The organism is Mesorhizobium sp. M7A.F.Ca.MR.176.00.0.0 (assembly GCF_004023165.1).
In the GTDB taxonomy this organism is placed as follows: Bacteria; Pseudomonadota; Alphaproteobacteria; order Rhizobiales; family Rhizobiaceae; genus Mesorhizobium.
Genome location: NZ_RZTC01000099.1, coordinates 7,661 through 24,422 on the forward strand (window position 1 = coordinate 7,661; position 16,762 = coordinate 24,422).

Below are 16,762 nucleotides of genomic sequence, written 5' to 3' on the forward strand. Positions count from 1 at the left end.
GCGGCAAGGTCGTGCGCAATGCAGCCCTGCGGGTCGACCTCGACCGCGACCGCATCGTCGTCGACGACAGGCCGGTGGTTGCCGAGCGCAAGGTCTATCTCATGCTCAACAAGCCGCGCGGGCTGGTCACCACCCGCGACGACCCGCAGCAGCGCGACACCGTCTATGCCTGCTTCGAAGGGCTCGACCTGCCCTTCGTCTCGCCGGTCGGCCGCCTCGACAAGGCCAGCGAAGGCCTGCTGCTGATGACCAACGACACCCGGTTTGCCAACCGGCTGATGGACCCGGCTTCGCATTTGCCGAAAACCTACCGCGTGCAGATCGGCACGGTGCCGGACGCGGCGATGTTGAAGACGTTGCGCGCGGGCGTGAGCGTCGACGGCGAGATCCTGACCACGAATTCGATCGAATTTTTGCGCAGCGGCGACCGCACCGCCTGGCTGGAGATCGTGCTCGACGAAGGCCGCAACCGCCACATCCGTCGCCTGCTCGCCGCGCACGGCGTCGAGGTCCTGCGCCTCATCCGCATCGCCATCGGCCGCCTGCCGCTCGGCGACCTCGCCAAGGGCACGGCACGGCATTTGACACCGGAGGAACTGGCGCTGCTGACGGGGTGAGCAGCGCTTGCGCTGGTGCAGGCTCACAGCAATCCTTCCTGACGGAAAGCTGTCAGGAGGCCTGGCCTATAAGTCGGATGGGAGCCGGCCACGGCTTCAACGATCAGGGAGCCAATGCGATGAACCTCGTCTCTGTCCGCATCATCACGTCGGACGTTCAGCGCCTCGTGCGCTTCTACGGCGAGATCACCGGCATGCCCGTGACGGTCTACACGGAAGACTTCGCCGAACTGGCGACACCGGCCTGCACGCTGGCGATCGGCAGCACGCGCACCTTGATGCTGTTTGGCGGCGACATCGCCCGCCCCGCCGACAACCACACCGTCATCATCGAGTTCCGCGTCGGCGACGTCGATGCTGAATTCGCCAGGCTCTCGGACCTCCTCAGGAATATCACTGTGCAGAAGCCGACCACCATGCCCTGGGGCAACCGCTCGCTGCTGTTTCGCGACCCCGATGGCAATCTGGTAAATTTCTTCACGCCGGTGACCGCCGAAGCGATCAAGAAATTCGACAGATAGGGCGGAAGCGGCGCCGCTGGCCAAAGCCGCCCTACTTCTGGTTCCATTTCCGGATGACCGGCTCGCTCAAATCATGCTCGTAGCCGAGCACGCTGATGCTGGCTGTTTCGAGCACAAGCAGCGCGCCGCCTTCGGGCGGCAGGCCAATCCAGCGCGCCGCCAGCACGCGCAAGAAATGCGCGCTGGAAAACACCAATATGCCGGCGTTGGCCTCGCGCAGCCCGGCGATAATCCTGTCGGCCCGCACGCCGACATCGGCCGCCATCTCGCCCTTTGGACAACCATCGCGAAACACATTCCAGCCGGGGCGCTCGGCCAGGATCTGTTTTGTCGTCAGCCCCTCATAGGCGCCGTAGTCCCATTCCTGCAGATCGTCCTTCTTGGCGCTCTGCGCGCCGAAGCCGGCCAGTACGCTGGTGTTGTAGGCGCGCTGCGACGGGCTCGACCATACGGCCGAAAAAGACAGCCCCTTGAGCCTATCGGCGACACCCCGCGCCGCGGCCTCGCCAACCGGGGTCAACGGCATGTCGGTGCGGCCGGTATGCTGCCCCGAAAGGCTCCACGCCGTCTCGCCATGCCGGACCAGATGGATTTGGGGATACACGCTGCTCATGGGATGCCTTTCGATGTGGTCCGGCACCTTAAGCGACGATGCGGCAAAGGGGAATCCGCTTGGCACAAAACTGCGTGGTCGCCTGGCCTTGATCCGCGGCAGGCCGGCCCTGTGATCGGCCCGAGGCCGCAACTATATCAAGGCCAGCCTCCACAAGGCTCCCGCCACCACAAGGGCACGGGCCCTTGCACAACAAGTCGAGATCGTCATGTACAAACATCTGCTCATCGCCACGGACGGATCGGAACTGGCCGACAAGGGCGTTACTCACGGCCTAACGTTGGCCAAGGGCCTCGGCGCTGCTGTCACCTTCGTCACCGTCTCGGAACCATTCCCGATCTTCGCCTTGGGCGGTGCCATGGCCGGCTATGCCGCCGGCAACGAACTGGCTGCCTACAAGGAAGAGGCGGGACGACACGCTAAGGAAGTGCTCGACAAGTGCAAGGCGTCGGCGAACGCCGTCGGCGTATCCGCGGAGGTCGTGCATGTCGAGGACAAGCGGCCCGCCGAAGCCATCCTGGAACTGTCGCGGGCCCTGGGCTGCGACCTGATCGTCATGGCTTCGCACGGCCGCCGCGGACTGGGCAAGCTGCTTCTCGGCAGCCAGACGGCGGAAGTGCTGTCCTACACGGAAATCCCGGTTGCGGCTGGTCGTCCGCTAGGGCGTTTTCCCGGGCTGGAACTGACTTTCGGAATCATGCTCAAATAACAGCCGGAGACCATCCCGGCGCGGCTGTCGTGCGCCAACATTGTTCGACCGCGCCGGAGAAAATTGACGAATGGCGGACGAGGGTCGCACCAGCATAATTCCCAGCGGAATGCCGCAGTCGGCCGCCATGCTGGCCGACGTCAAACGGGCGATGGCGACCACCGCAAGCCTCAACCGCTTGACCTTCAACGACGCGGCTGAAGTCCGGACCCTGTTCAGCGAACTCATTGGCAGGAAAGTCGACGACAGCTTCCTGCTGATCCCGCCCTTCTACACGACCGGCGGATCCGATATCCGCGTCGGGCGCAATGTCTTCATCAATCAGAACTGCACCTTTTATGATCTTGGCGGGCTCGACATCGCCGACGATGTCATGATCGGGCCGAATGTCAGCCTCATCACCTCGGGCCATCCCCTCGAACCGTCGCGGCGTCGCGCCTTCACGACCGCAAAGCCGATCGTGATCGAACGCAATGTCTGGATCGCGGCCGGCGCGACGGTCATCGGCGGCGTGACGGTGGGCGAAAACTCGGTTGTCGCGGCGGGTTCCGTGGTCACTAGGAACGTTCCCCCGAACACGCTTGTCGGGGGAAACCCGGCCAACGTCATCAGGTCGATTGCCGAATGAGGGCGCGACTTTTCATCGGGCGGCCGGACCGACAGATCGTAGTGACATCGTCGCTATGCTATGCTGTTAACGCAGGGAAGGAGCCCATTCATGCGCAAGGACTTCATGCTTGAAGCGTTGCAGCGTGCCACTGAAGACACGTTGCTCAACCGCGACATCTTTACTGTCGAGCCGGATGTCTACGCCGCTTTTCTGGAACGTCTCGACGCGCCGCAGCATCCGAACCACCGGTTGCGCCGCACCATGACGACAAAGCCTCCATGGGACGCTGCATGACGCTAATGATCACGCTCCGCGCCAATCCCCACCGGCCGCTTAGGATGCCGAAGACCAGAGCGCGGCCTCCAAGACCAGATACCCGCCCAGCATCAGCAGCCCGGCGAAGAACACCGTGCGAAACGTCTCGACGCTCATCGCCTGGCGCAGCGCCTGGCCGGCGAACATGCCGGCGAGCGCCGGCGCAAGCGCCAGGACCGATCCCGCCAGTTGCATTGTCGGCGATGCGAACGCGCCTGCCTTGAACAACCCAAGGGCAAGAGCCGCCGTCGACACGGTGAAGGACAGGCCGAGCGCTTGGATGAGGTCTTCCCGGCCCAGCCGCAGCGATTGCAGATAGGGCACGGCCGGGATGACGAAGACCCCGGTGGCGCCGGTGACCAGCCCGGTCGCCACACCGACCAGCGGTGATACCAACGCCTCGTGGTGCGCCGGCGTGGTGAAGCCAAGCTTGAGCAGGCCGAGAATGGCGTAAAGCACCAGCGCCGCACCGAGCCCGGCCGAGGCAACGCCAGAGTGTGTGCCGGTGAGCAGGCCGGTCCCGGCGACGGTGCCAAGCACGACGCCGGCCATCATCGTCCACAACCGATTGCACAGCCCGCCGAAGGATGGGCCGGTGAACAACTGCCAAAGATTGGTGACCAGCGACGGGATCAAGAGCAGGGCAGCCGCCTGCGCCGGCGGCATCGTTACCGCCAGCAGCCCCATCGCCACGGTCGGCAGCCCCATGCCGACGGCACCCTTGACGAAGCCCGCGGCAAGGAAGACCGCGCCGATCCAGGCGATGACGCCGACGCTCAGCACGGTCGTTCCTTCGGGGTGCCGCTTCGATCAGTCATGCAACAGCATGTCCGCCGCATGATCGTCGGGTGCGGGTTTTGCAGGCGTTGCTTCATGGTGGACAGGGGCAGCCATCGCCACGCAACCGCACTGGCCGGGCTCCGCTCGCGCCATGGCAAGCGAGGCCACCGCGATCGCAAGCACGATCGCCGCGCTTTCAAGTATGCCGGGTCCATGCCGGCCTGGCGCCTTTTCGCTCATCGCGCATCTCCATCGCAAAAGATTTGACTGACATGCCGGCCGCCCACAATGTGGAAGTTACGCCGTCAGCCTTCGCCTACGCCGAAGGCTGAAACCCTGCAGGAGAAGAAAGATGCGCTTCGATCTTACCGATCTCCGGCTGTTCCTGCTGGTCGCCGAGCGCGGCAGCATCACCCATGGTGCCGAACTTGCGGGGCTGGCGCTCGCCTCCGCCAGCGCCCGCATCAAGGGCATGGAGGAAAGCCTCGGCGCGCCGCTTTTAGAGCGGCGGCGGCGCGGCGTGGTGCCGACGGCCGCCGGGCAGGCGCTGCTGCACCATGCGCGGGCGGTGCAGAACCAGATCGAGGCGATGACCGGCGACCTCGGCGCCTATGCCACGGGCTTGCGCGCCCGCGTGCGGCTGATGGCCAACACGGCCGCCACCAGCGCGCTGCTGCGCGACATGCTGCCGGCCTTCCTCGTCGCGCATCCCGGCATCGACATCGACCTCGACGAGCGCCCAAGCCACGAGATCGCAGAGGCGGTGGCAAGCGGTGCCGCCGATCTCGGCATCGCCGCGACCTGGGCCGGCCTTTCGCATCTGGAGCAGAAGCCGTTCTTCATCGACAGGCTCATGGTGATCGCCGCGCGAGACTGGCCCGACCTCGAAGGCAATACGACCAACCTCGGCGACCTGCTCGGCGAAGCCTTTGTCGGCCTGAGCGCCGGCCATCCCTTGCAGGAGCACATCACCCGTCAGGCCGCCCGCCTTGGCGGCCATCTGCACTTCCGCATCCGCGTGCCCGGCCTCGACAATGTCTGCCGGCTGGTCGCCCAGGGCGCCGGCATCGCCATCGTGCCCGAAAGTGCCGCGCGCCGCTCGGCACGCTCGCTGCGAAGCCTGCGGCTGACCGACGACTGGGCGACGCGCCAGCTGAACCTCTGTGCCCGCCGCTTCGATGAGTTGACGCCACAGGCAAAACTGTTGGCGGCAGCGCTGGTCTGAGCCCTGACAGCGACCACCTATCCCCAGCAGCGCTGAATCATTGCCTTGCTTTTCAAATATCCGTGACGTAGCTTGTTTACACATTGGCAAAAAAATAGCCAAAGTTTTTTCCTTTTGTGAAAGACTGGGACTTTGCGGGAACATCTCGATCTGACCGATCGGCGGCTGGTCAAACAGCTGTCGCAGGATGCGCAGCCGGGCATCAACCGCATCGCCGAGATGTTGGCGATTTCGGTGCCGACGGTGCGCACGCGGCTGCGCAACCTGCTCGACCGCAACCTGCTCAAGATCGTCGGCCTGCTGAACCTGACCGAGCGCCCCGAGTTGATCTCGGCCATTGTCGGCATCAATGCCCAGGGGCGCGGCCGGGCCCGCGAACTGGCACAGCGCATTTCCGAACTGCCCTTCGTCAACTCGGCTTCGGTGGTCACCGGGCGCTTCGACATCATCGTCGACGTGACGGTGGCCGGTGACGTCGCCGATCTCTACCGCGTCACCAGCGAACTGATCCCCGGCGCCGGCGAGCCCGGCGAAGTCGTGCGCAGCGAAACCTTCGTCGTCATGGCGTCCTGCAACAAATGGGTCAGCCTGCCGGAAGGCTGCTGGTCGGACGACCGCAAGGAGCCGGCATGAAGATCGCGGTACTAGGCGGCCTCGGCCTGCAAGGTCGGGCGGCAATCGCCGACCTCGTCGCCAGCGTCGGCGTCGAGCAAATCGTCTGCGTCGATACCGCGGCGGATGGCCCGGCCCGGCTTGCCGGCCTGACCGATCTTGCCCGCGTGCGCTTCGTGGTGCCTGAAGGCGCGATCGGCCCGGCGCTGGCCACTGTGCTTGATGATGTCGACGCCGTCATCGACCTGTTGCCTCAGCCGCTGATGCGCCAGGCGGTGCAGGCCGCGATCGCCACGCGCACGCCGCTGGTCACCACCAATTACGCCAAGTCGATCGCCGACCTGGCGCCAGCCGCCGAACAGGCCGGCGTCTCGATCATGACCGAATGCGGGCTCGACCCCGGCATCGACCTCGTGCTGTACGCGCGCGCCGCCAGGCAGTTCGACTCGATTTCCTCGATCGATTCCTATTGCGGCGGCATCCCCGAGCCGAAGGCGATGGCCAAGCCGCTGTGCTACAAGGTGAGCTGGAATTTCGACATGGTCCTGGTCAGCCAGAATCGCGACAGCGTGATGATCGAGGACGGGAAACGCGTCGCGGTGCCGGCCGGCCAGCAGCACGACAATCCGTTCATCCATGAAATCGAGGTTGCGGGTCTGGGCAAGCTCGAAGCCTTCCCCAATGGCGATGCGCTGCATTATGTCGAGATGCTGGACGCCGCCAAGGGATTGCGCCGCTCCGGCCGCTACACGCTGCGCTGGCCGGGATGGTCGGCCTTCTGGGCGCCGCTGAAGGAGCTTGGCTTCCTCTCCGAAGACAAGGTGCCCGGCACCGGCAACAGCCCGCGCGAATTCCTCGGCCGTCTGCTCGGCCCGCAACTGCAATATGGTCCCGGCGAGAAGGACCTGTGCGTGATGCGCAATGTCTTTTCCGGCCTCGAAGACGGCCGCGCCAAGACGGTGACGTCGGACCTGATCATCGAGCGGGACCTGGCTTCGGGCCTGTTCGGCATGAGCCTCGGCGTCGGCTATCCCGCCAGCATCGTGGCGCAGATGCTCGCGCGGCGTGAGATCACCAGAACGGGCCTTTTGAACCCGCTGCTGGACGTGCCCGACATCAGGTTCTTCGATGAACTGGCCAAGCGTGGCATCACAGTTTCCGAGACGGTGGCACGGGACTGAGGCAGGAAGATTTTCGAACGGTGGCTGCCGTCGGCAACGGCGCTGCCGCTCAAAAAGCACCCCAAAGGGTGAAAAACAACGTGGAACAATAAAACAAGGAGGAATACCGAAATGAAGATTGCCAGACTTTTCATCGCCGGGCTTGCACTCGCCGGGCTCACTGCCGCTGCCAGTGCCGGTACGCTCGACGACATCACCAAGCGCGGCGAGTTGCGCGTCGCCGTGCAGACTCAAGGACCGCCCTTCTCGCTGGTTGGCGCCAACGGCGAACGCACCGGCAGTTCGGTCGAACTGGCCGAACTGATGGCCAAGGAAATGGGTGTGAAAATCACGTTCCTCGACTTCGACTGGGATGGTCTGATTCCGGCGCTGTTGTCGGGTAAGGCCGACCTTCTGGTCGCCGACATGACACCGACGCTGGCGCGTGGCATGAAGGTCGCCTTCACCACGCCTTACATGTATACGGGCAGCACTGTCTTCACCAAGGCCGACAGCAAGTTCAAGACCACCGAGGACTGCAAGGCCAAGGGCACTAAGATCGCCGTGCTGCTCGGCGCCACCGGCGAGAAGGAAGCCAAGAACGCCTTCCCCGATGCGGACATCAAGAGCTACAAGGGCGGCGGTCCGCTGCTGCTCGACGCCGTCAACAACGGCCAGGCCGATTGCGGCGTCAACGACGTCTCGGCGGTCAAGGGCCAGTCGACCGCCTATCCGGCCGGCAGCTTCACCATCATGCCGGACCTGTTGTCGAAGGAGCCGCTTGCCTTCGCCACCCGCTATGACGAGCCGGACCTGTTGATCTGGATGAACCTGTTCCTCAACCAGGTCACCATCGACGGACGCCTGCAGAAGAACCTCGACTACTGGGTCAATTCCGACGCCTGGAAGAAGGATCACTGAGGAATTGAATTAGCGAGTAGCGAATAGGGAGTAGCGAATAGGGAATGGCCGTTCCGGCCATGCTTTGCTGCTCCCTAATTCTCTACTCGCTATTCGCTATTCGCTACTCGCCCTTCCTGCACTCTGGGGATTGCACCCAACGATGCTCGAAAATTTCAGTTTCCGCACCATCGTCGAATACCTGCCGCTGTTCGGACAGGGCCTGATCACGACCGTCTGGCTGTCGGCGCTGTCCTTTGTCGGCGCGCTCATCGTCGGCATCGTGCTGTGCGCCATGAACCTGCAGCGCGGCTGGCTGTTTCGTGTGCCGGCCAAGGCCTATATCGATGCGGTGCGTGCCACGCCCTTGCTAGCGCAGCTCTATTTTCTCTATTTCGGCCTGCCCCGGCTCGGCTTCGTGCTGCCGGAACTCGTCGTCGGCATCCTCGCGCTGTCGCTGAACAGCGGCGCCTATATCGCTGAAATCATTCGCGCCGGCATCCTGTCGATCCCGCGCGGCCAGGTCGAAGCCAGCGTCGCTTCGGGCATGACCTATGTCCAACGCATGCGCTTGGTCGTCCTGCCGCAGGCCTTCAAGGTGACGATCCCGCCGCTGCTTGGCCAGGCGATCGTGCTGGTCAAGGATTCCGCCCTTCTGTCGCTGATCTCGGTTTCCGAACTGACGCGCGCCGGCCAATTGCTCGCCTCCGACCGCTTCATGCCGGCCGAAGGTTTCCTCACCATCGCTGCTTTCTATTTGCTGCTGTATTACGGACTGAAAGGACTGGCTGGCGTCTCCAGCCGCTGGCTCGGCACGGCGGGGGCGCGGACATGATCTGGCAACAACTGCAAAGCCTCGCCGGCTCCTATCCGCTGGCCCTGCGCGGCCTCGGCATGACCGTGATGCTGTCACTGATCAGCCTTGTGCTCGGCACCCTGCTCGGCTTCGGCCTCGGCATCCTGCGGACCGGCGGCAACCGGCTGATCTCGGGCTTGATCGGGGCCTGGGTCGACCTGATTCGCGGCACGCCGTTCCTGGTGCAGATCTTCCTGATCTTCTTCATCCTGCCTGAGTTCGGTATCGAACTCGATGCCTTCACCGCCGGCATCATCGCGCTGACCAACCTCGCCGCCTGCTTCATCTGCGAGATCGTCGTCGCCGGCATCCGCTCGGTGCCGACAGGTCAGGTCGAGGCGGCGCTGGCGTCCGGCCTGTCGCGCTTGCAGCGCATGCGCCAGGTGGTCCTCCCACAGGCGATGCGCATCGTGCTGCCGCCGCTGGTCGGGCAGTATGTGCTGCTGATCAAGGATTCTTCTGTCGTCTCAGCGATCGGGCTCACCGACCTCACCCGGGTTGGCTGGCTGGTGGTGCAGCGTGTGCCCAACGGCCTGCTGGTCTTCTTCCTCGTCGGCGTCGGCTATTTCATCGTTTGCTATCCGCTGATCATGCTGGCCCGCCGGCTGGAGCAGCGCATGGGCGCGGCGCATGGCGAGGTGCAGTTGTGACTTCCAACCCCAAAGGTCCAGAAAACATGACCAAAACGGGTCTTGCCAAAACCGGCATGATCGACTTTCGCGGCGTCAACAAATGGTTCGGCACGCTCAATGTGCTCAAGGATATCACGCTCAGCGTCGAGCCGCGCGAAGTGGTCGTCGTCTGCGGCCCGAGCGGCTCGGGCAAGAGCACGCTGATCCGCTGCGTCAACGGCCTGGAGGCGATCAAGGACGGCGACCTCGTCGTCGACGGCCAACGCCTGGGCGACCCCGCCACCAACATGACGCAGCTGCGCACCGAGATCGGCTTCGTCTTCCAGTCGTTCAACCTCTACCCGCATAAGACGGCACTCGAAAACGTCACGCTCGCCCCAATCCATGTCCGCAAGATCCCGCGCGCCGAGGCTGAAAAAGCAGGCCGCGAATTGCTGGCCAAGGTTGGCCTCGCCGACAAGGTCAATGCCTATCCCGCACAGCTCTCCGGCGGCCAGCAGCAGCGCGTGGCGATCGCGCGTTGCCTCGGCATGCGGCCCAAGATCATGCTGTTCGACGAGCCGACCTCGGCGCTCGATCCCGAGATGATTTCCGAAGTGCTCGACGTCATGGTGGCGGTCGCCGAGGAAGGCATGACCATGATGGTGGTGACGCACGAGATGGGCTTTGCCCGCAAGGTAGCCCAGCGCGTGGTGTTCATGGACGCCGGCGCCATCGTCGAAAGCGGCACGCCGGACGAGTTCTTCTCACACCCCAAGACCGACCGCAGCCGCGCTTTTCTGAGCAAGATTCTCAGGCATTGAGGCGCGGTCAGGCCGCCTCTTCCGGATTGCCGCCAATGGCGAACGCAACCCGGCCGCGGCGCCTCAGCAACACGATGGCGAGGAAGGCGATGACGCCGCTCGCGGCGACGACCACCAGGACCCACAGGGAATTGGCGACGGATGTCCGCGCCATCATGAAGGCGAGCGCGAACGGCGCGAAGGCCGAGGTGAACTGACGGGCAGCGCTCGCCCATCCGAGCCGCGCGCCATAGCCTTCGCGGCCGAAGAGTTCGAGTGGCAAGGTGCCGCCGACGATGCTGGTGAGGCCTGAACCGAGGCCGAACAGCAACACGAACAGGAAGGCGCCGGGCAGCCATGGCGTGGTCAGCAGCAGTGCGCACAGCCCGGCTGTGATCAGCGATGCGGCGATGACGGCGAGGTGCGTCTGCTGCAGGCGGCCGCCAAACAGCATGTTGATCAGCCGGCTGGCGACCTGCGCCGGTCCGAACAGGGTCGAGACGAAGAGGCCTGCGGTTCCGAGCCCCAGCGCCGCCGTCAGCGGCACCATGTGGATGAGGATCGCCGACAGCACGAAGCCCTCGGTGGCGAACCCCGCCAGCATGAGCAGGAACACGGCCCGGCCACGCCGCGGATCGAGCGGCGCGCCCGCTTCAGGGATCGGCTCGCGTTCTTGGCTTCTGGCCGTTGCGTGGCGGCGCGACAGGCGCATCAGCCAGGCGTGGATCGGCAGGCAGAGCCCGAGATTGAGAGCGGCGAACAAGAAATAGACCTCGCGCCATGTCAGATGCGCATGCAGCGCCGAGGTCAGTGGCCAGAACAGGGTCGAGGCAAACCCGGCGATCAGCGTCAGATGGGTGATGCTGCGTTGCGGCCGGGGAACCCCGATCTGCACGATCGCGACGAAGGCAGCGCTGTAGAGGACGAAGCTGGAGGCCAGTTCCATTGCCAGCAATGCCAGAACGAAGCTCACGCGGTCGGGCGCGACGGCGCACAGCGCCAGCGCCACGGCTGCCGCCACCGAGCCGACGGTCATGATGCGGCCGGCGCCGAAGCGGTCGGCCCACCGCCCGGCAGTCGGCGCGAACAGGCTGCCGGCAAAGAGCGAGGCCGACAGCGCGCCGAATACCCAGCCTTCCGTGAGCCCGAACTCCCCAGCCATTGCCGGCGCGAGGATCGAGAAGCTGTAATAGAGCGTGCCGTAGCCGATGATCTGGGTCAGCCCAAGCGCCCAGATTGCCTTGCGCAGGACAGATCGTTCAGGCATCGACGCCATTCTCTCGCGTCTCGGTGGCTGGCGCGGTTGCGCAGCCGCAACCCGATGCGCCGGTTGCCTTGGCGTCCGCATCCCTGACACAGCAGGCATCGACAGCGGCGGGAGGCCCGCCGCAGCAGCCGGCGCTTTCCGATGCCGTCACGACACCGACGGCGCTGCACACGCCGGTCTCCGGCAGCACCAGCCGGACTTCGCGGGCCGCGGCATGGTCTCCGGCAATATCGGCCACCACCGAGCGGACTTGCTCGTAGCCGGTCGCCATCAGGAAGGTCGGGGCACGGCCGTAGGATTTCGAGCCGACGATGGTGAAGCCCGGTTCGGGGTGCGCGAGCTCTGCAATGCCATGCGCCGGAACCGTGCCACATGAGTGGAAGTTTGGATCGATCAGCGGCGCCAGCGCCGGCGGCGCTTCGACGGCGGGATCGAGCGCGATGCGGATTTCGCTCAGGAACGACAGGTCTGGCCTGAAGCCGGTGGTGACGACGATGCGGTCGATGACCAGGTTGAACGGCTTGCCACCCAGGTTGGCGTCGACCACGAGGCCCTCGCCTTGTCTCTCGATGCCGTTGGCGGCGAAGGGCGCCAGCATGTTCAGCCTGCCATCCGCCATGGCCTGCCTGGCCGCCAATCCAAGCGCGCCGCGTTCCGGCAACTGGTCGTTCAGCCCGCCGCCGAGCAGTCTCTCGATGCTGGCGTGGCGCAGCGCCCAGAAGACTTCGGTGCCAGGCGCCGCATCCTGCAACTCCATCAGCGCCAAAGCGACGTTGATGGCCGAGTGCCCGCCGCCGATGACCAGGATGCGCTTGCCCGCATAGTCTTCTCTCGCCTTGCCGACCACGTCGGGAATACCATAGGCGATGCGTGCCGACGCCTCGCCTTCGCCGGCAACCGGCAGCCCGTCGACGCCGATCGGATTTGGCCGCCACCATGTTCCGGACGCGTCGATGACCGCGCGCGCGAGAACGCGGTGTTCGCCGCCGGCATCGCGATAGCGGATAACGAAGGGCGCGTCCTTGCGGCCATCATTGGCGACCTTGTCGTGCCCCTGACGGGTGATCGCGGTGACCTCGGCGCCGAGCTTCAAATTGGCGGCGATCGCGGGAAGCCGGCCAAGCGGCGCCAGATAATCGCGCACGATCTCGCCGCCGGTCGGCAGGCGCTGGCTGTCCGGCGCTGTCCAGCCGGAGCGGTCGAGCAGCGCTCGCGCCGCCGTATCGATGTTGTATTTCCATGGCGAAAACACCCGCACATGTTCCCATTCGAGCAGCGCCGCACCCACGCTTTCGCCGCGTTCCAGGACGAGCGGAGTGATGCCGCGCTCGACCAGATGCGCCGCGGCTGCCAGTCCGACCGGGCCGGCGCCGATCACCGCGACGGGAAGGTTTGCCATCACGTCCATAGGTTCCATCCTTCCGGTATGTTCGAATTATAAGCGCAAAAAAATCAAGCCAGTGCTTTGCCGACGGCGGGTGCGCAGGCGGCATCGGCGCAGCACTCGTCGGCGAGATAGCCGATCAGCGCATTCATGCCGGGATAGTTGGCGCGGCAGATCAGCGTCGTCGCCTGCCGCTCCTGCGTCACCAAGCCGGTGTCGACCAGCCGCTTGAGGTGATGCGACAGCGTCGATGACGGGATGTCCAGTTTTTCCTGGACACTGCCGACGGCAAGCCCGTCATCACCGGCGCGCACCAGGATACGATAGAGCTGAAGCCGCGTCGGATTGCCGAGTGCTTCAAGCTGGACGGCTGCTTTTTCGAGTTTCATGGAAATAAACTACGCGGCACTTTTCGCGCCGTCAACTTAATTTCGAAAATTATGGAAATAGCATCAGCCGGCGCGTTTGCCCAAGGCGCCTGTGACCACCTCGCCATCCTCCTTGGTGAACGCGCCGATCTCCGGGTTGGGCAGGATGTCCAGCACCTTTTCCGACGGCCGTGCAAGGACGACGCCGAGCGGGCTGACCACGATCGGCCGGTTGATCAGGATCGGATGTGCCAGCATGAAATCGAGGATCTGCTCGTCGGACCATTTCGGGTCGGCAAGGCCGAGTTCGGCATAGGGGGTGCCCTTCTCGCGCAGCAGGTCTCGCGGTATGATGCCCATCGCGGCGATCAGTTCGACCAGCCTTTGTCGCGACGGCGGCGTCTTCAGATATTCGATCACCTCCGGCTCCTCGCCCGACTGCCGGATGATGGCCAGCGTGTTGCGCGACGTGCCGCAATCGGGATTGTGATAGATGGTGATAGTCATTTCGAGGCCTTCCCGGTCGACATGGTATTCCGGACGGCGCCGCCCTTCTCGTACCAGCCCTTGCTGCGGTTCACGATCCACACCACCGACAGCATGACCGGAACCTCGATGAGCACCCCGACCACGGTGGCAAGGGCCGCGCCCGAATTCAGCCCGAACAGCGCGATCGCGGCGGCCACCGCCAGCTCGAAGAAGTTCGACGCGCCGATCAGCGCCGATGGTCCAGCCACGCAGTGCCGCTCGCCGCTGAGGCGGTTGAGCAGATAGGCAAGACCGGAGTTGAAATAGACCTGGATCAGGATCGGCACTGCCAGCAGCACGATCACCAGCGGCTGCGCAATGATCTGCTCGCCCTGGAAGCCGAACAGCAGCACCAGCGTGGCCAGCAAGGCAATCAGCGACAAGGGCTGCAGCGTGGCAAGCAGGGCATCGAGCCCGGCCTGTCCCCTCGCTGCCAGCAGCCGGCCACGAACCAGCTGCGCGACGATCACCGGCGCGACGATGTAGAGTGCGACCGACAGCATCAGCGTGCCCCATGGGACGGTGATCGCCGACAGGCCGAGCAGCAGGCCGACGATGGGCGCGAAAGCGACGATCATGATCGCGTCGTTGAGCGCTACTTGCGAAAGTGTGAAATTCGGCTCGCCGCGCGTCAGGTTCGACCAGACGAAAACCATCGCCGTGCAGGGCGCCGCAGCAAGGATGATCAGTCCGGCAATGTAGGAATCAATCTGCACGGCGGGCAGCCACGGCCGGAACAGCCAGCCGATAAAGAGCCAGCCCAGCAGCGCCATCGAGAACGGCTTCACCGCCCAATTGATGAACAGCGTCACGCCGATGCCGCGCCAATAGGTGCCGACCCTGGCCAGCGAGGCGAAATCGACGCGCAAGAGCATCGGCACGATCATCAGCCAGATCAGCACGGCGACAGGAATGTTGACCCTGGCGATCTCGGCCGACGCGATGGCGCCGAACACGCCTGGCAGCAGATGGCCAAGCGCGATGCCCGCGACGATGCACAATGCCACCCACACCGTCAGATATTTCTCGACGAAGCCGATGCCGGGCCGCACCGCCCCAGCTGCGTTCAGAGCATGATCGGTCATGATGGCTTTCCTTGTTCGAACGCGCGCGGCGGACAGTCACAAGCCCCTCAGCAGTCACAGGTCACGGCATTGATGACCGGACGGCAGAGCTCCGGCGCGCCATTGCAGCAATCTTCCATCAGATAGGCCAGCAGGTCGCGCAGGCCGGTCATGTCGGCGACATAGCGCACGGTCCTTCCGTCGCGTTCGGGACGGATCAGCCCGGCATGGGCGAGCACCTTCAGATGCGCCGACATGGTGTTCTGGACCGTGTCCAGCCTCGTTGCGATCTCGCCCGCCGGAATGCCTTCCGGACCGGCACGCACGAGCAGCCGGAAGACATCCAGCCGCGTCTCCTGGCCAAGTGCGGCCAGCGCGTTCAAAGTGCTTTTCTTATCCATATATCCGAATCCTTGGATTTATGGATATCGGCTTCCCAGCGATCTGTAAAGCGTGTCCGCCGCCATCATGTGACGGCAAGCACCTTTCCCGTATCGTGCTGGCGCACGAAGTCCACGCGGGCGCCGTCCCAATGGTAGCTGTAGTGGCGACCCTGCACTGGAATGGTAATGACATCGGGCCAGAAGATGCCGATGCAGCCGCCGCCCGGCATGCGCACGCTGTTCCATACCAGTCCGTCGCTGTCTGCTGCCCGCAGCGCCCGCCCTTCCGCCTGCGAGGCGGAATAGTCGTCCGGGTCGAGCACGCCGGGCACGGCGTTGACGTCATCGAGGTCGCGGTCGACGCTGCCGATCAGCACGCGGAAATCCGCCGTCCAGCCCGGCCCCTCGTTGGTGGCGCGCATGAACTTCTGATGATGGTGGATGGTCTCGGCCAGAGCGACATCCTCACTGTCGCCGGCATAGTAGATGCCGTAGCTGCCATCCGAGAAGCGACCTGGCCTCAGCGTCGAGCAGTGCACGAAGGGCGCCATCACGAAGCTGGCGCCGGGGCCGGAAACCCGCCTTGCGGCCGACACCTTGCCGAGGTCGCCGATCTCGAACCTTATGCGCGGGTTGGTCTTCGCCTCGACCGAGGCCAGCGCCTCCCAGTCGCGCGGGTCGGCAATGTCCTCGAACAGGTCGATGGGCGGATGGATGGAGCGGATGATGCGGAAGGTCTGGGGCCAGTCAACGCGGCGACGGACCGCAAGCCCACTCACCATGCACCACGCTCCGCATCGAGCCATTCGCGCATCGCCGAGAGATCGGAGATTTCGCCGCGCAGCATCAGGTCGAGGGCCGACTGGCCGCCGAAGGTGGCATTGGGCTTGCGGATCCAGGCGTAGCCCCGTGCCGGCTCCGTGAACAGATAGCGCAGGCCCTTATGGATGCCCATCAGATGCGCCATGCGGGTGCGCAGGTCGCGGTCGATCCTGCCGACGCCGCCTTCTTTCCAGCGTGCCCAGGTCCGGGCCGATATGCCGCCGAGCAGGATACAGGCCTCGACGTCGCTAAGATTCCAGGCCTTGAACAGATTGACCGTGGTGCGCGCCAGCGCGCCGGCCTCGTCATCCGATATGACGCTGCCAACCGTGGCCGGTGTCGTGACAATGGACTGAAGCTGCATTTTGTTGCCTCGCTATTGGCAGATATATAGCATGAATTTGCCAATCGGCAAGGAGATCAGCAAGGCAGGGCCAATCGCTTTCAGGCCAATGACGGCTTCCGTCTTGTGAAGGCCACCAATCGCCAAAGTCGGCGCCGCCGCTCATCCGCCTGCCGGCACCTTCTCCCCCGTATAGTTACGGGGAGAAGGGAGCTGTGTCCGAACCGGATAGATAGGTAACAGAATGGACTGATTAGATGGGTGACAGTTT

At 64.5% G+C, this 16,762-nt stretch carries 23 protein-coding genes; 12 read left to right on the forward strand and 11 right to left on the reverse strand.

Annotated features, from left to right (window positions below):
• Positions 1–617 (forward strand): pseudouridine synthase (locus tag EOB59_RS26305; protein ID WP_245486761.1); only part of this gene is annotated, 617 nt, incomplete at its 5' end.
• Between the two features lie 119 nt (positions 618–736).
• Complete coding sequence (locus tag EOB59_RS26310; protein WP_128289562.1) at positions 737–1,138, forward strand: VOC family protein; 402 nt, start codon at positions 737–739, stop codon at positions 1,136–1,138.
• A 31-nt stretch (positions 1,139–1,169) separates the two neighbouring features.
• On the opposite strand, the gene EOB59_RS26315 is transcribed toward EOB59_RS26310, so the two are convergent.
• Positions 1,170–1,751, reverse strand: coding sequence for a histidine phosphatase family protein (locus tag EOB59_RS26315; RefSeq protein ID WP_127809745.1), 582 nt, complete (start codon positions 1,749–1,751; stop codon positions 1,170–1,172).
• Positions 1,752–1,959: 208 nt separating this feature from the next.
• Between EOB59_RS26315 and EOB59_RS26320 the strand changes: the two genes are divergently transcribed.
• The 3 genes from EOB59_RS26320 (at position 1,960) to EOB59_RS26330 (ending at position 3,364) form a co-directional block, all read left to right on the forward strand.
• Entirely contained in the window at positions 1,960–2,460 is a 501-nt protein-coding gene (locus EOB59_RS26320; protein WP_128289563.1) for a universal stress protein, read from the forward strand.
• 70 nt (positions 2,461–2,530) lie between these two features.
• On the forward strand, positions 2,531–3,088 hold the full coding sequence (locus tag EOB59_RS26325) for a sugar O-acetyltransferase (RefSeq protein ID WP_128289564.1): 558 nt from the start codon (positions 2,531–2,533) through the stop codon (positions 3,086–3,088).
• A gap of 90 nt (positions 3,089–3,178) precedes the next feature.
• Positions 3,179–3,364, forward strand: coding sequence for a DUF1778 domain-containing protein (locus tag EOB59_RS26330; RefSeq protein ID WP_245463733.1), 186 nt, complete (start codon positions 3,179–3,181; stop codon positions 3,362–3,364).
• Positions 3,365–3,403: 39 nt separating this feature from the next.
• On the opposite strand, the gene EOB59_RS26335 is transcribed toward EOB59_RS26330, so the two are convergent.
• Positions 3,404–4,168, reverse strand: coding sequence for a sulfite exporter TauE/SafE family protein (locus EOB59_RS26335; RefSeq protein WP_127809743.1), 765 nt, complete (start codon positions 4,166–4,168; stop codon positions 3,404–3,406).
• 27 nt (positions 4,169–4,195) lie between these two features.
• Positions 4,196–4,405: a hypothetical protein gene (locus tag EOB59_RS26340; protein ID WP_128289565.1), complete on the reverse strand. Its 210-nt coding sequence runs from the start codon at positions 4,403–4,405 to the stop codon at positions 4,196–4,198.
• A gap of 112 nt (positions 4,406–4,517) precedes the next feature.
• On the opposite strand from EOB59_RS26340, the gene EOB59_RS26345 reads away from it, so the two are divergent.
• The 7 genes from EOB59_RS26345 (at position 4,518) to EOB59_RS26375 (ending at position 10,353) form a co-directional block, all read left to right on the forward strand.
• The gene (locus tag EOB59_RS26345) at positions 4,518–5,390 is read left to right on the forward strand and encodes a LysR substrate-binding domain-containing protein (RefSeq protein ID WP_127809741.1); all 873 of its coding nucleotides are present in this window, start codon (positions 4,518–4,520) and stop codon (positions 5,388–5,390) included.
• 132 nt (positions 5,391–5,522) lie between these two features.
• Positions 5,523–6,023, forward strand: a complete 501-nt coding sequence (locus EOB59_RS26350; protein ID WP_127271168.1) for an Lrp/AsnC family transcriptional regulator — start codon at positions 5,523–5,525, stop codon at positions 6,021–6,023.
• The gene (locus EOB59_RS26355) at positions 6,020–7,183 is read left to right on the forward strand and encodes a saccharopine dehydrogenase family protein (protein WP_128289566.1); all 1,164 of its coding nucleotides are present in this window, start codon (positions 6,020–6,022) and stop codon (positions 7,181–7,183) included. The genes EOB59_RS26350 and EOB59_RS26355 overlap by 4 nt, the downstream gene beginning before the upstream one ends.
• Before the next feature lie 111 nt (positions 7,184–7,294).
• Positions 7,295–8,083 carry an ABC transporter substrate-binding protein gene (locus tag EOB59_RS26360; RefSeq protein ID WP_127255904.1) on the forward strand — a complete coding sequence of 263 codons (789 nt, stop codon included), beginning with the start codon at positions 7,295–7,297 and terminating at the stop codon, positions 8,081–8,083.
• 142 nt (positions 8,084–8,225) lie between these two features.
• Positions 8,226–8,897, forward strand: a complete 672-nt coding sequence (locus EOB59_RS26365; protein WP_127271796.1) for an amino acid ABC transporter permease — start codon at positions 8,226–8,228, stop codon at positions 8,895–8,897.
• On the forward strand, positions 8,894–9,568 hold the full coding sequence (locus tag EOB59_RS26370; RefSeq protein WP_127272108.1) for an amino acid ABC transporter permease: 675 nt from the start codon (positions 8,894–8,896) through the stop codon (positions 9,566–9,568). The genes EOB59_RS26365 and EOB59_RS26370 overlap by 4 nt, the downstream gene beginning before the upstream one ends.
• A gap of 56 nt (positions 9,569–9,624) precedes the next feature.
• Positions 9,625–10,353: an amino acid ABC transporter ATP-binding protein gene (locus tag EOB59_RS26375; protein WP_027160865.1), complete on the forward strand. Its 729-nt coding sequence runs from the start codon at positions 9,625–9,627 to the stop codon at positions 10,351–10,353.
• Positions 10,354–10,360: 7 nt separating this feature from the next.
• Here EOB59_RS26375 and arsK read toward each other — a convergent pair whose 3' ends face one another.
• From arsK to EOB59_RS26415, 8 genes are all read right to left on the reverse strand, one after another.
• Positions 10,361–11,599: an arsenite efflux MFS transporter ArsK gene (arsK, locus tag EOB59_RS26380; RefSeq protein ID WP_128289567.1), complete on the reverse strand. Its 1,239-nt coding sequence runs from the start codon at positions 11,597–11,599 to the stop codon at positions 10,361–10,363.
• Positions 11,592–13,007 carry an NAD(P)-binding domain-containing protein gene (locus EOB59_RS26385; RefSeq protein ID WP_128289568.1) on the reverse strand — a complete coding sequence of 472 codons (1,416 nt, stop codon included), beginning with the start codon at positions 13,005–13,007 and terminating at the stop codon, positions 11,592–11,594. Before EOB59_RS26385 ends, arsK begins: the two co-directional genes overlap by 8 nt.
• A 44-nt stretch (positions 13,008–13,051) precedes the next feature.
• A complete protein-coding gene (locus EOB59_RS26390; RefSeq protein ID WP_127383332.1) occupies positions 13,052–13,372 on the reverse strand; it encodes a metalloregulator ArsR/SmtB family transcription factor in 321 nt (106 codons plus the stop codon).
• Between the two features lie 63 nt (positions 13,373–13,435).
• Positions 13,436–13,858, reverse strand: coding sequence for an arsenate reductase (glutaredoxin) (gene arsC / locus EOB59_RS26395; RefSeq protein ID WP_127399389.1), 423 nt, complete (start codon positions 13,856–13,858; stop codon positions 13,436–13,438).
• Positions 13,855–14,919, reverse strand: coding sequence for an ACR3 family arsenite efflux transporter (gene arsB, locus EOB59_RS26400; RefSeq protein WP_164781883.1), 1,065 nt, complete (start codon positions 14,917–14,919; stop codon positions 13,855–13,857). Before arsB ends, arsC begins: the two co-directional genes overlap by 4 nt.
• Before the next feature lie 92 nt (positions 14,920–15,011).
• A complete protein-coding gene (locus tag EOB59_RS26405) occupies positions 15,012–15,344 on the reverse strand; it encodes a metalloregulator ArsR/SmtB family transcription factor (RefSeq protein WP_023809328.1) in 333 nt (110 codons plus the stop codon).
• Between the two features lie 65 nt (positions 15,345–15,409).
• The gene (locus EOB59_RS26410) at positions 15,410–16,108 is read right to left on the reverse strand and encodes an RES family NAD+ phosphorylase (RefSeq protein WP_128289570.1); all 699 of its coding nucleotides are present in this window, start codon (positions 16,106–16,108) and stop codon (positions 15,410–15,412) included.
• Positions 16,102–16,512 carry an MbcA/ParS/Xre antitoxin family protein gene (locus EOB59_RS26415; protein WP_127326539.1) on the reverse strand — a complete coding sequence of 137 codons (411 nt, stop codon included), beginning with the start codon at positions 16,510–16,512 and terminating at the stop codon, positions 16,102–16,104. Before EOB59_RS26415 ends, EOB59_RS26410 begins: the two co-directional genes overlap by 7 nt.
• Positions 16,513–16,762: the final 250 nt, after the last annotated feature.

Coding starts and splice junctions, on each gene's coding strand:
- EOB59_RS26390 (WP_127383332.1), bottom strand. CDS start 13,372: ATGAAACTCGAAAAAGCAGCCGTCCAGCTTGAAGCACTCGGCAATCCG.
- EOB59_RS26385 (WP_128289568.1), bottom strand. CDS start 13,007: ATGGACGTGATGGCAAACCTTCCCGTCGCGGTGATCGGCGCCGGCCCG.
- arsC (WP_127399389.1), bottom strand. CDS start 13,858: ATGACTATCACCATCTATCACAATCCCGATTGCGGCACGTCGCGCAAC.
- EOB59_RS26315 (WP_127809745.1), bottom strand. CDS start 1,751: ATGAGCAGCGTGTATCCCCAAATCCATCTGGTCCGGCATGGCGAGACG.
- EOB59_RS26330 (WP_245463733.1), top strand. CDS start 3,179: ATGCGCAAGGACTTCATGCTTGAAGCGTTGCAGCGTGCCACTGAAGAC.
- EOB59_RS26370 (WP_127272108.1), top strand. CDS start 8,894: ATGATCTGGCAACAACTGCAAAGCCTCGCCGGCTCCTATCCGCTGGCC.
- EOB59_RS26310 (WP_128289562.1), top strand. CDS start 737: ATGAACCTCGTCTCTGTCCGCATCATCACGTCGGACGTTCAGCGCCTC.
- EOB59_RS26340 (WP_128289565.1), bottom strand. CDS start 4,405: ATGAGCGAAAAGGCGCCAGGCCGGCATGGACCCGGCATACTTGAAAGC.
- EOB59_RS26405 (WP_023809328.1), bottom strand. CDS start 15,344: ATGGATAAGAAAAGCACTTTGAACGCGCTGGCCGCACTTGGCCAGGAG.
- EOB59_RS26375 (WP_027160865.1), top strand. CDS start 9,625: ATGATCGACTTTCGCGGCGTCAACAAATGGTTCGGCACGCTCAATGTG.
- arsK (WP_128289567.1), bottom strand. CDS start 11,599: ATGCCTGAACGATCTGTCCTGCGCAAGGCAATCTGGGCGCTTGGGCTG.
- EOB59_RS26325 (WP_128289564.1), top strand. CDS start 2,531: ATGGCGGACGAGGGTCGCACCAGCATAATTCCCAGCGGAATGCCGCAG.
- EOB59_RS26345 (WP_127809741.1), top strand. CDS start 4,518: ATGCGCTTCGATCTTACCGATCTCCGGCTGTTCCTGCTGGTCGCCGAG.
- EOB59_RS26360 (WP_127255904.1), top strand. CDS start 7,295: ATGAAGATTGCCAGACTTTTCATCGCCGGGCTTGCACTCGCCGGGCTC.
- EOB59_RS26320 (WP_128289563.1), top strand. CDS start 1,960: ATGTACAAACATCTGCTCATCGCCACGGACGGATCGGAACTGGCCGAC.
- EOB59_RS26410 (WP_128289570.1), bottom strand. CDS start 16,108: ATGGTGAGTGGGCTTGCGGTCCGTCGCCGCGTTGACTGGCCCCAGACC.
- EOB59_RS26365 (WP_127271796.1), top strand. CDS start 8,226: ATGCTCGAAAATTTCAGTTTCCGCACCATCGTCGAATACCTGCCGCTG.
- EOB59_RS26355 (WP_128289566.1), top strand. CDS start 6,020: ATGAAGATCGCGGTACTAGGCGGCCTCGGCCTGCAAGGTCGGGCGGCA.
- EOB59_RS26415 (WP_127326539.1), bottom strand. CDS start 16,512: ATGCAGCTTCAGTCCATTGTCACGACACCGGCCACGGTTGGCAGCGTC.